This window comes from Paracoccus shandongensis (assembly GCF_017315735.1).
Taxonomy (GTDB): Bacteria; Pseudomonadota; Alphaproteobacteria; order Rhodobacterales; family Rhodobacteraceae; genus Paracoccus; species Paracoccus shandongensis.
Genome location: NZ_JAFLRK010000057.1, coordinates 1 through 10,151, shown reverse-complemented (window position 1 = coordinate 10,151; position 10,151 = coordinate 1). Strand labels below are relative to the sequence as shown.

Annotated in this window: 14 protein-coding genes; 12 read left to right on the top strand and 2 right to left on the bottom strand. The window is 70.8% G+C overall.

What is annotated here, in order from left to right:
* Positions 1-550 (bottom strand): uroporphyrinogen-III synthase (locus JX613_RS19170; RefSeq protein WP_207103075.1); only part of this gene is annotated, 550 nt, incomplete at its 3' end.
* A 65-nt stretch (positions 551-615) separates the two neighbouring features.
* Here JX613_RS19170 and tsaD point away from each other — a divergent pair.
* The 9 genes from tsaD (at position 616) to truA (ending at position 7,750) form a co-directional block, all read left to right on the top strand.
* Complete coding sequence (gene tsaD / locus JX613_RS19165) at positions 616-1,686, top strand: tRNA (adenosine(37)-N6)-threonylcarbamoyltransferase complex transferase subunit TsaD (protein ID WP_207103074.1); 1,071 nt, start codon at positions 616-618, stop codon at positions 1,684-1,686.
* Positions 1,683-2,624 (top strand): NAD(P)H-dependent glycerol-3-phosphate dehydrogenase, encoded by a 942-nt coding sequence (locus JX613_RS19160; RefSeq protein ID WP_207103073.1) that lies wholly within the window; start codon positions 1,683-1,685, stop codon positions 2,622-2,624. The genes tsaD and JX613_RS19160 overlap by 4 nt, the downstream gene beginning before the upstream one ends.
* Entirely contained in the window at positions 2,621-2,896 is a 276-nt protein-coding gene (locus JX613_RS19155) for a YciI family protein (protein ID WP_207103072.1), read from the top strand. Before JX613_RS19160 ends, JX613_RS19155 begins: the two co-directional genes overlap by 4 nt.
* Positions 2,896-3,309 (top strand): EVE domain-containing protein, encoded by a 414-nt coding sequence (locus tag JX613_RS19150; RefSeq protein WP_207103071.1) that lies wholly within the window; start codon positions 2,896-2,898, stop codon positions 3,307-3,309. Before JX613_RS19155 ends, JX613_RS19150 begins: the two co-directional genes overlap by 1 nt.
* 121 nt (positions 3,310-3,430) lie before the next feature.
* Positions 3,431-3,682, top strand: a complete 252-nt coding sequence (locus JX613_RS19145; RefSeq protein WP_207103070.1) for a DUF4170 domain-containing protein — start codon at positions 3,431-3,433, stop codon at positions 3,680-3,682.
* 23 nt (positions 3,683-3,705) lie between these two features.
* The gene (locus JX613_RS19140; RefSeq protein ID WP_207103069.1) at positions 3,706-4,872 is read left to right on the top strand and encodes a 3-deoxy-D-manno-octulosonic acid transferase; all 1,167 of its coding nucleotides are present in this window, start codon (positions 3,706-3,708) and stop codon (positions 4,870-4,872) included.
* Positions 4,869-5,852, top strand: coding sequence for a tetraacyldisaccharide 4'-kinase (gene lpxK, locus JX613_RS19135; RefSeq protein WP_207103068.1), 984 nt, complete (start codon positions 4,869-4,871; stop codon positions 5,850-5,852). Before JX613_RS19140 ends, lpxK begins: the two co-directional genes overlap by 4 nt.
* A 157-nt stretch (positions 5,853-6,009) precedes the next feature.
* Entirely contained in the window at positions 6,010-6,966 is a 957-nt protein-coding gene (locus JX613_RS19130; RefSeq protein WP_207103067.1) for a 5-bromo-4-chloroindolyl phosphate hydrolysis family protein, read from the top strand.
* A gap of 7 nt (positions 6,967-6,973) precedes the next feature.
* Positions 6,974-7,750, top strand: coding sequence for a tRNA pseudouridine(38-40) synthase TruA (truA, locus tag JX613_RS19125; protein WP_207103066.1), 777 nt, complete (start codon positions 6,974-6,976; stop codon positions 7,748-7,750).
* Here truA and JX613_RS19120 read toward each other — a convergent pair.
* Positions 7,747-8,490: a sugar transferase gene (locus JX613_RS19120; protein ID WP_336512339.1), complete on the bottom strand. Its 744-nt coding sequence runs from the start codon at positions 8,488-8,490 to the stop codon at positions 7,747-7,749. The genes truA and JX613_RS19120 overlap by 4 nt on opposite strands.
* Before the next feature lie 150 nt (positions 8,491-8,640).
* On the opposite strand from JX613_RS19120, the gene JX613_RS19115 reads away from it, so the two are divergent.
* The 3 genes from JX613_RS19115 to tsaB form a co-directional block, all read left to right on the top strand.
* The gene (locus tag JX613_RS19115; RefSeq protein WP_207103065.1) at positions 8,641-9,096 is read left to right on the top strand and encodes a universal stress protein; all 456 of its coding nucleotides are present in this window, start codon (positions 8,641-8,643) and stop codon (positions 9,094-9,096) included.
* 66 nt (positions 9,097-9,162) lie between these two features.
* On the top strand, positions 9,163-9,720 hold the full coding sequence (locus tag JX613_RS19110) for a NifU family protein (protein ID WP_207103064.1): 558 nt from the start codon (positions 9,163-9,165) through the stop codon (positions 9,718-9,720).
* Positions 9,713-10,151 (top strand): tRNA (adenosine(37)-N6)-threonylcarbamoyltransferase complex dimerization subunit type 1 TsaB (tsaB, locus tag JX613_RS19105; RefSeq protein WP_207103063.1); only part of this gene is annotated, 439 nt, incomplete at its 3' end. The genes JX613_RS19110 and tsaB, both read left to right, overlap by 8 nt.

The following is a 10,151-nucleotide window of genomic DNA, read 5'->3' as shown; positions in this document are numbered from 1 at the left end:
CGCTGATCGCGACCGGCCACAAGGGCGCCCGCGCGCCCCGCGCGGCCTCGGCCACCAGCCGGGCGCTGCGGGGCGAAAACAGCGGCAGGACCACCGGCGCGTCACCGGCCAGCACCGCCCGCGCCTCGTCGCCAAGCGGCAGGGCCTTCTGGTCATAGACGACCATCCCCGGCACCGGCAGTTCCCGCGCCAGGTGCCGCCCATGCGGATGGACCAGCGGCACGCCCGCGTCCCGGATCAGCGGCAGCAGGCTTTCGGCGAAGCCGTTGCCCACCTGCACGGCAAACCCCGCCTTGCGCGCGGCCTGCGCCGTATGCCCCCCCACGCACAGCGCCAGCCGCCCCCGCCCCGGCCCCGCCGCCCCCACCGCATGGGCCGAGGTGAAGACCAGCCCCGGCGCATCCCGCAGGGCGGCGCCGTCATGGTCCACCGCCACGATCCGCAGGATGGGCGAGATCACCGCCCGCCACTCTGGCAGCATCGCCGCGAACCGCTGCGAATCCGCCTGGGGACGGGTCAGCAACAGGACGGGCCGCGTGGCGCTGGACATTGGCATTCCCCCTGGCCGATGCTAGGGCCCAAGGCGTAAGCGCCATTCCCCCGCCCGGCAAGAGCATGGACGACACCCAGATTTTCCTTGGCATCGAGAGCAGTTGCGACGACACCGCCTGCGCCCTGGTGACGGGCGGCCGGCGGATCCTGTCCTCCGTCGTCCACAGCCAGACCGCCCTGCACGCCGATTTCGGCGGCGTGGTGCCGGAAATCGCCGCCCGCGCCCATGCCGAACGGCTGGATCTGGTGGTGGAACAGGCGCTGTCGCAGGCGGGCGTGGCGCTGTCCGATGTCACGGCGGTCGCGGTCACGGCGGGGCCGGGGCTGATCGGCGGGGTGATGGCGGGCGTGATGTGCGCCAAGGGCATCGCCGCGGGGGCAAACCTGCCGCTGGTGGGCGTGAACCACCTGGCGGGCCACGCGCTGACGCCGCGCCTGACCGACGGGATCGGCTTTCCCTATCTGATGCTGCTGGTATCCGGCGGGCATTGCCAGTTCCTGCGCGTGGACGGGCCCGAGGATTTCACCCGCCTTGGCGGCACCATCGACGACGCCCCGGGCGAGGCCTTCGACAAGCTGGCGAAACTCCTGGCCCTGCCGCAACCGGGCGGGCCGTCCGTCGAAGCCGAGGCCGCGACCGGCGACCCCGACCGCTTTTCCCTGCCGCGCCCGCTATTGGACCGGCCGGGCTGCGACCTATCCTTTTCCGGGCTGAAAACCGCCGCGCTGCGCCTGCGCGACCAGTTGATCGCGGACCAGGGCGGCTTGCGCCAGGGGGACCGCGCCGACCTTTGCGCCGCCTTCCAGCAAGCCGTGGCCGAGGTTCTGGCCGAGAAATCCCGCCGCGCCCTGGCCGCCCATCCCGTCCCGGTGCTGACTGTGGCGGGCGGGGTCGCCGCCAACCGCACGGTCCGGGCGGCGCTTGAGGCTGTCGCGCGGGACGCGGGCGCGCGCTTCCTGGCCCCGCCGCTGGCGCTGTGCACCGACAACGGCGCGATGATCGCCTGGGCGGGGGCCGAACGCTTTGCCCTGGGCCATCGCGACGGCATGGACCTGGCCGCCCGCCCCCGCTGGCCGCTGGACCGCGATGCGGCACCCATGCTGGGCGGCGGCAAGAAAGGCGCCAAGGCATGAGCGTCGCGATCCTGGGCGCGGGCGCCTTCGGCACGGCGCTGGCCGTGGCCTTGTCGGCGAACGGCCCGGTGACGCTCTGGGCGCGCGACATCCGCTGGGGCCGCGACAACCCGCGCCTGCCGGGCGTCACCTTGCCGGATTCAATCCGCATCACCGACGACCTGGCCACGGCCACCCGGGCCGACACCCTGCTGCTGGCCCTGCCCGCGCAGGCGCTTGGCAGGTTCCTTGCGGACCATGCCGCGCGCCTGGACGGCAAGCACCTGGTCAGCACCGCCAAGGGCATCGACCTGACGCACCTCACCGGCCCATCGACGCTGCTGGCCGAGGCCTGCCCCCGGGCGACCGTCGCCGTCCTGACCGGCCCCTCCTTCGCCGCAGACATCGCGCGCGGGTTGCCGACCGCCCTGACGCTCGCCTGCGCCAACCCCGACGCGGGCCGCGCCCTGCAACACGACCTCTCCACCCCCGTCCTGCGGCTTTACCGGACCACCGACGTGACCGGCGCGGAACTGGGCGGCGCGCTGAAGAACGTCATCGCCATCGCGGCGGGCGTGGCCATCGGCGCAGGCCTGGGCGACAGCGCGCGCGCCGCCATCGTCACGCGCGGCTTCGCGGAAATGACCCGCCTCGCCGCCCGCCTCGGGGCCCGCCCGGAAACGCTGACCGGCCTGTCCGGCCTGGGCGACCTGACGCTGACCTGCACCTCGGCGCAGTCGCGCAACTTCCGCTATGGCCAGGCCCTCGGCGCGCGCCAGCCCTTCGACGCCACGACCACCGTGGAAGGCGCCGCCACCGCCCGCGCCGTCGCGGCCCTGTCCCGCCGGATCGGCTGCGACATGCCCATCGCCGCCATGGTCGCCGCCCTTGCCGAAGGCCGCATGACCGTGGACGACGCCGCCCAACAGTTGATGACCCGCCCCCTGAAGGAGGAATGATGCCGCTTTTCGCCCTGATCTGCCGGGACAAGCCCGGCGCCCTGGATACCCGCATGGCCAATCGGGAAGCCCACCTGGCCTATGTCCGTGACACCGGCGCCGTTCTGTTCGGCGGCCCGATGCTGACCGAAGGCCAGATGCGCGGCTCGCTTCTGGTGCTGGAGGCCGACGACATGGATGCGGCCAAGGCATGGTCCGCCAGCGACCCCTATGCCCTGGCCGGGTTGTTCGAATCGGTCGAGATCACCGAATGGAAAAAGGTGGTCGGCTGATGGCATACTGGCTGTTCAAGTCCGAACCCGACGTGTTCAGCTGGGACGACCTTGTGGCGCGCGGCGAGGCGGGCGAGGAATGGAACGGGGTGCGCAACTACCAGGCGCGCAACTTCATGCGCGCCATGAAGGTGGGCGAACGGGGCCTGTTCTACCATTCCAACATCGGCAAGGAAGCCGTGGGCATTGTCGAGGTCGTGGCCGAGGCCCATCCCGACAGCACGGCGGAAGATCCGAAATGGGAATGCGTGGACCTGAAGGCCGTGATGCCCCTGCCGCGCCCCATTTCCCTGGACCAAGCCAGGCAGGAACCGGCGCTGCGGGACATGGTGCTGGTCAACAACTCGCGCCTGTCGGTGCAGCCGGTCAAGGACGACGAATGGTCGGCCATCATGCGGCTTGCAGGGCTGTGACCGCTCGTTCACCTTGGCCCAAATATCCTCGGGGGGTCCGGGGGGCGAAGCGCCCCCGGCCTTGCCGCCTCACCCCCGCGCTGCCACGTTGGAGCGCACAGCACAACCATAGGAAACAGCCATGAGCCAGCGCCTGCACCTCGTCTTCGGGGGCGAACTGATCGACCCGCAGGGCACGCAGTTCCGCGACACCGACAAGATCCACGTCGTCGGCATCTTCCCGAACTACCAGTCCGCCTATGACGCCTGGAAGGCCGAGGCGCAGCGGACCGTGGACAGCGCCCATACCCGCTATTTCATCGCCCACCTGCACCGCCTGCGGGACGAGGAAGCCGCCGCCAGCGCGACCGAGGAGCTGGGGGTCAAGGGCTGATCGCCCGACGCCTGGGGAACGGCATGGGCAAGGGCGGCGGTTTCGGCATCGGGCGGCTTGGCCTGTGGTGGCAGCTTCGCAAGGCCACGGGGCAGGACGCCGCACCCGCGCCCGCTGTCCCGCAGGGCGCGGGTCCGCTGCTGCTGGTCCATGTCTCGCCCGACGCGCGGCTGGCCTTTTCGCAGGTCCAGCGCCGCCTGATGCGCGCAAGGCCCGACCTGCGCATCCTGGAACTGGGCGACACGTCCGCTCTGGCGGCCGAATCGCTGATGCAGGCGGACCCGGCCGCGCTTTTGCTGCTGGGCTCGGCCCTGCCGCCCGCGCTGATCGAGGCCGCCAGCCGCCGCGCCCTGCCGGTCATCCTGGCCGAGGCGCGCTTTGCGCCCGAGGATGCCGGCTGGACGATCCGCGCCCTTGCCCGGCGCGAACTGCTGCGTCCCATGCAGGCGGTGCTGGTCACCGATCCCGCCAGCCATGCCACCGCGTTGCGCATGGGCGCCGACCGCAGGCGCGTCGCCATGACAGGCCCCGTGGCCGAGATCCGCGACCCCCTGCCCTGTTCCGAGGCCGAGCGCAGCGTCATGGCCCAGCTTCTGCGCGGCCGCCACGCCTGGCTGGCGGCATCCGTCCCTCCGGACGAGGAAGCGGCCGTCCTTGCCGCCCATCACGCGGCGCTGGCCCAGTCCCACCGGGCGCTTCTGTTCCTGGCGCCGCGCGATCCCGACCGCATCGACCCCCTGGCCGAGACGATCGAGGCCAGCGGCCTGACCGTCGCCCGCCGGTCCCTGGACGAGGATCCCACCGACGAGGTTCATGTCATGCTGACCGACGGCCCGACCGAGATGGGGCTCTGGTATCGCCTGGCCCCCGTCACCTATCTGGGCGGCACGCTGGGGGGCGACGACACTGCGGCCCGCCACCCCTTTGAACCCGCCGCCCTGGGTTCCGCCATCGTCCACGGCCCGCACACGGACCGCCATGCGACCGAATGGCAGCAGCTTGGCGGCGCGGGCGCGGCGCGGCAGGTGGCCGATGCCGACGGGTTGGCCGCGGCCATCGCCGAACTGTCCCAACCCGACCTGATCGCCACGCTTGCCAGCAATGCCTGGACCGTCAGCACCGGCGGCGCGGACGTGACCATCCGCATCTGCGCCCCCGTGCTGGACGCCCTCGGAAAGGCCAAGCCATGAAACGCGCCCCTGCCTTCTGGTATCGGCGCCCGCCCGCCTTGGCCGCGCGGCTGCTGGCGCCCCTGGGCGCGGCTTACGCCCGCGCAACCGCCCGCAGACTGGCGGGGGGCGCGCGGGCGCGGGTCGGCGTGCCGGTGATCTGCGTGGGCAACCTCAACGCGGGCGGCACCGGCAAGACGCCCACGGTGATCCACCTGCAACAGGCGCTGCAAGCGCGGGGCATCGCCGCCCATGTCGTCTCGCGCGGCTATGGCGGCAGCGCCCAAGGGCCCTTGAGGGTGATCGAGGCCCGCCATGACGCCGCCCTGACCGGGGACGAGCCCCTGCTGATGGCGGCCTTCGGCCCGGTCTGGGTCGCCAAGGACCGGCTGGCAGGGGCGCGGGCGGCAGTGGCGGATGGCGCGGGGGCGATCATCCTGGACGACGGTTTCCAGGATCCGGCCCTTCGCCATGACCTGTCGTTGGTGGTGGTCGATGCCGCCAAGGGCTTCGGCAACGGACTCTGCATCCCCGCCGGCCCCTTGCGCGAACCCGTGGCCACGGGCCTTGCCCGAGCGGACCTGCTGCTGTCCATCGGCCCGGACGATGCGCAGGCCCGCTTCACGGCCCCCGAAGGCCCGCCGCATCTGCGCGGCCACCTTGCCCCGTTGCAGATGGGCATGGACTGGCAAGGCCACCGCGTCCTGGCCTTCGCAGGCATCGGCCACCCGGAGAAATTCTTCGCCACCCTGACCGCCTTGGGGGCCGACCTGGTGCGCGCCGAGGCGCTGGAGGATCACCAGCCCTTCACCCCCGCCCTGCTGACCCGTCTGGAAACCGAATCGCGGCTGCTGGGCGCGCAGCTTGTCACCACCGAAAAGGATGCCGCCCGCCTGCCCCGCGCGTTCCGGCCCAGGGTGATGACCCTGCCCGTGCGGCTGACCATCGGGAACCCCGGGCCGCTGGACCGGGCGCTCGACCGGCTGTTTCCGCGCGACTGATCTTTGCAATCCGCGCGGCAATGCCGATATAGGACGGGACGGGCCAGGGCGGCCCACAAGGAAAGGACAGGCATGTCGCAGAACGCCATTCAGCGGCTCGGCTTCTATCTGCTGGTTCTGGTGACGCTCTACGCCTCGTTCGGGGCGGGGTAAGGGCATGGCGAAACGCTTTGGCGGGCGCTTCTCGCCCGGGATGCAGGACGGCAACCTGAACCCGGTCCCGGCGGCGCCGATCCGGCACCGGCTGGCCGGGCGTCCGAAATACGTGACCATCGCCGCGCTGCCCTTCCTGTTCGGCGCCTTTTTCCAGGATCCCGCGGGCATGGCGGGCAGCCTGGCCGCCTTTGGCGTGATCGCCAGCGCCATGTGGATGACGACCGAGGGCCTGGCCGCCGAGGCCGCCTATCAGGTCCGCCGCGTCGCCCGCCGCCCGGCCATCCCGCGCAAGCTGTTCGGCAGTGTGCTGACCGGACTGGGCCTTGGCCTGGGGATGGCCGAACCCGGCAGCCTGGCCGGGGCGGGCGTGGTGGGCGCGACCGGGATGGTCTTGCACTGGCTGGCTTTCGGGGCCGACCCTATGCGCGACAAGGGCATGGCGGGCGTGGACGATTTCCAGGGCGGGCGCGCCCAGAAGATGATCGAGGAAGCCGAAACCCACCTGGCGCAGATGCGCGATGCCATCCGGCGCGCCGAGGACCGCTGGCTGGAAGCGCGCGTGGACCGCTTTGCCGCCACCGTCGAGGATCTGTTCGACCGCGTGCGCAGCAATCCCGGCGACCTGTCGGCGGCGCGGCGTTACCTGGGCGTCTATCTGACAGGCGCGCGCGACGCGACGGTCAAGTTCGCCGACCTGTATCGCCAGACCCGGGATCCGGCCGTTCGCGCGTCCTATGAAGCCTTCCTTGACGATCTGGAAAAGGATTTCAGTGCCAAGTCGCGCCGCCTGCTGGAAGGCGACAAGACCGATCTGGACATCGAGATCTCGGTCCTGCGCGAACGCCTGGCGCGCGAAGGCGTGCGGGCGGCCGAGCCTGCGCAGCTTGAGCCGCCCCGGACGGAAACCGCCCGGTTCCTGGACGGCCTGCTGACCCCCGACAGGGACAAGGCGCGCTGATTTCCCGATGCCGCGCTTTGCCTTGAAGATCGAATATGACGGGCGTCCCTTTGCCGGATGGCAGGCGCAGGCCGACCAGCCCTCGGTCCAGGGCGCGGTCGAATCCGCCCTGGCCCGGCTGGATCCCGGCTTTGCGGCAGGCGCGCGGATCGCGGCGGCGGGGCGCACCGATGCGGGCGTCCATGCCACGGCCCAGGTCGCCCATGCCGACCTGGCGCGCGATTGGGATCCGTTCCGCCTGGCCGAGGCGCTGAACTTCCACCTCAAGCCCGCCCCCGTGGCGGTGCTGGCCGCCGCCCGTGTGCCCGACGATTTCCACGCCCGCTTTTCCGCGACCGAGCGGCGTTATCTGTTCCGCCTGCAGGTCCGCCGCGCCCCCGCGACCCATGACCGGGGTCTGGTCTGGCAGGTGCTGCACCCGCTGGATAGGGATGCGATGCGACAGGCGGCGGCGCATCTGGTGGGGCGGCACGATTTCACGACCTTCCGGTCCTCGATCTGCCAGTCGGCCAGTCCGGTGAAGACGCTGGATCAGATCACCATCGAGGAAACCGCCATCCCCCATGGCCGCGAATACCGCTTTTCCCTGCGGGCGCGGTCCTTCCTGCACAACCAGGTGCGGTCCATCGTGGGCACGCTGGAACGGGTGGGCGCGGGATCATGGTCGCCGGACCGGGTAGCGCAAGCCCTGCACGCGCGCGATCGCGCCCTATGCGGTCCGGTCTGCCCCCCGCACGGGCTGTATCTCTGCGGCGTGGGCTACCCGCAGGATCCGTTCGGCTAGGACCGCCCCCGCCTTTTCGGCCGTTCGTCCTTGCAGCCCAGCACGATCTTGAGGGTGTTCCACATGATCCACAGGTCCAGCCGCAGGTCACGGTGGCGCTGGTAGATCAGGTCGATCTTCAGCTTGGCGGGCAGGCAGCGGCGGTAATAGGCGCGCTCGGTCGCCTCGGCGCTGGTGCAGCGGGCGAGGATCCGGTCCTCGTGCCGGTGATAGATCAGGGTCGCCAGCCCCGTCACGCCGGGACGGCTTTTCAGCACCTGCGAATAGACCGCCGGAAAGCGTTCCACATATTCGCGCAAGGGCGGGCGCGGGCCCACGAAGCTCATGTCGCCCTTGAGGATGTTGAACAGCTGCGGCAGCTCGTCGATGCGGGTGCGGCGCAGGAAATGGCCCAGGGGCGTGATGCGCCAATGCTTGTGCGCGCCGGTGGCCCCGAAATCCCCGGGTTCAGGGATCATGGTGCGGAACTTCAGCTGCCGGAAGGGCTGGCCCGGGGCGCGCATCCGTTCGGCCGAATAGAAGATCGGGCGGCCCTGCTGGACCAGCATCAGCGCGGCCACCACCGCCATCACCATGGCAAGCGGCACCAGCAGCACCAGCGCCAGCGCCACGTCGAACAGCCGCTTGCGCCGGGGCAAGGGCTTGCTGATGGGGGCATGGCCGTCGACCACGAACCAGGCCATCTCCGGCGCGGCCAGGCGAGCCGAAGCGGTCTTGTCCCAGTCGTGGTGGATCGTCACGATGCCTGCCCTGCAACAACTCGTTCTTTCCGGGCGGTAGCATATCAAGGGAAGCATGGAAACCGCCCCTGCGGCAATCCGCCGAATGACTTGCGCGACCATGGCAAAGCGGCCACTGTCTGGCCGGGAAAAACGACGCAAAGGCGACCGATGCGAAAGTTTCTTGTGATGCTGGACGACAGCCGGGAATGCCTGAACGCGATGCGCTTTGCCGCCATGCGGGCGTCCAATTCCGGCGGCGCGGTGACGGTGCTGGCGGTGATCCCCCCCAGCGAGATCCAGCACGGCTTCGGCGTGGCCGAGGTGATGCGCGCCGAGGCCTATGAACGCATCGAGGCGCATTTCGAGGTCTTCGCCAAATGGATGCGGATGCGCCCGAAAGTCGAGCCAGAACTGGTCATTCGCGAGGGCGACCCGGCCGAACAGCTGCTGGCCCACCTGGCCGAAGACCCCGAGGTGGGCATCGTCGCCATCGGCCTGAACCCCGACAAATCGGCGCAGAACCCGCTGCTGGCGCGCCTGCTGCGCGAGGCCGCGACCCTGCCCTGCCCCATCACCATCGTGCCCGCCGACATTTCCAAGGAACGGCTGGAAGCCATCACCTGATTGCCCCGCCCGGCTTGACCCGCAGGCCTGCCGTCGCCATATCCGGTCCAAAGGAGCCCGGCCAAAATGTTCATCCAGACCGAAACCACACCGAACCCCGCGACGTTGAAGTTCCTTCCCGGCGAAATCGTGCTGGACAACGGCACGGCCGACTTTCCCGCCGCCGAGACCGCGGCCAACTCGCCGCTTGCCCGCCGCATCTTCGCCGTGGGCGGCGTCACCGGCGTCTTCCTGGGACGCGACTTCGTGACCGTGACCAAGGCGGACGACCAGCCCTGGGACCATCTCAAGCCCTCGATCCTGGGCGCGATCATGGAGCATTTCCAGTCCGGTGCCCCCGCCATCGAGGGCAAGGCGGAAAACGCGGGCCATGCCAGCCACGACGGTCCCGATTCGGACATCGTGGTCCAGATCAAGGAGCTGCTGGACACCCGCGTCCGCCCGGCGGTGGCGCAGGATGGCGGCGACATCACGTTCCACGGCTTTGACCGGGGCGTGGTCTATCTGCACATGCAGGGGGCCTGCGCGGGCTGCCCGTCGTCCACCCTGACGCTGAAGATGGGGATCGAGAACCTGCTGCGCCACTATATCCCCGAGGTGGTCGAGGTTCGCCCGGTTGCCTGATCCCGTCGCCCTGGGCTTTGACACATCGGCCGCGCATTGCGCGGCCGCTTTGCTGCGGGGCGACACCGTTCTGGCGCAGGCCTCCGAGGCGATGACCAAGGGCCAGGCCGAGCGGCTGTTTCCCCTGCTGGAAAGCCTGCTGTCGGATGCGGGCCTGGACTGGCGCGACCTGGACGTGATCGGCGTGGGCATCGGGCCGGGCAACTTCACCGGCATCCGCATCGCGGTCGCCGCCGCGCGCGGGCTGGCGCTGTCCCTGGGCATCCCGGCCGTGGGCGTCACCGCGACCGAGGCCGCGGCCCTTGGCCTGCCCCGGCCCTGCCGGGTGGTGCTGCCCCTGCGCGCCGACCAGGTCGTCTGGCAGGATTTCGGGACCGGCGCGGCGGACCGTCCGCAGCAGGCGGCAGGCGGTTCGCTGCCGCCCGGCCCCG

Bases quoted from the DNA above. Each gene is read 5' to 3' on its own strand.
- tsaD (WP_207103074.1), top strand. From the start codon at position 616: ATGGACGACACCCAGATTTTCCTTGGCATCGAGAGCAGTTGCGACGAC.
- JX613_RS19160 (WP_207103073.1), top strand. From the start codon at position 1,683: ATGAGCGTCGCGATCCTGGGCGCGGGCGCCTTCGGCACGGCGCTGGCC.
- JX613_RS19155 (WP_207103072.1), top strand. From the start codon at position 2,621: ATGATGCCGCTTTTCGCCCTGATCTGCCGGGACAAGCCCGGCGCCCTG.
- JX613_RS19150 (WP_207103071.1), top strand. From the start codon at position 2,896: ATGGCATACTGGCTGTTCAAGTCCGAACCCGACGTGTTCAGCTGGGAC.
- JX613_RS19145 (WP_207103070.1), top strand. From the start codon at position 3,431: ATGAGCCAGCGCCTGCACCTCGTCTTCGGGGGCGAACTGATCGACCCG.
- JX613_RS19140 (WP_207103069.1), top strand. From the start codon at position 3,706: ATGGGCAAGGGCGGCGGTTTCGGCATCGGGCGGCTTGGCCTGTGGTGG.
- lpxK (WP_207103068.1), top strand. From the start codon at position 4,869: ATGAAACGCGCCCCTGCCTTCTGGTATCGGCGCCCGCCCGCCTTGGCC.
- JX613_RS19130 (WP_207103067.1), top strand. From the start codon at position 6,010: ATGGCGAAACGCTTTGGCGGGCGCTTCTCGCCCGGGATGCAGGACGGC.
- truA (WP_207103066.1), top strand. From the start codon at position 6,974: ATGCCGCGCTTTGCCTTGAAGATCGAATATGACGGGCGTCCCTTTGCC.
- JX613_RS19115 (WP_207103065.1), top strand. From the start codon at position 8,641: ATGCGAAAGTTTCTTGTGATGCTGGACGACAGCCGGGAATGCCTGAAC.
- JX613_RS19110 (WP_207103064.1), top strand. From the start codon at position 9,163: ATGTTCATCCAGACCGAAACCACACCGAACCCCGCGACGTTGAAGTTC.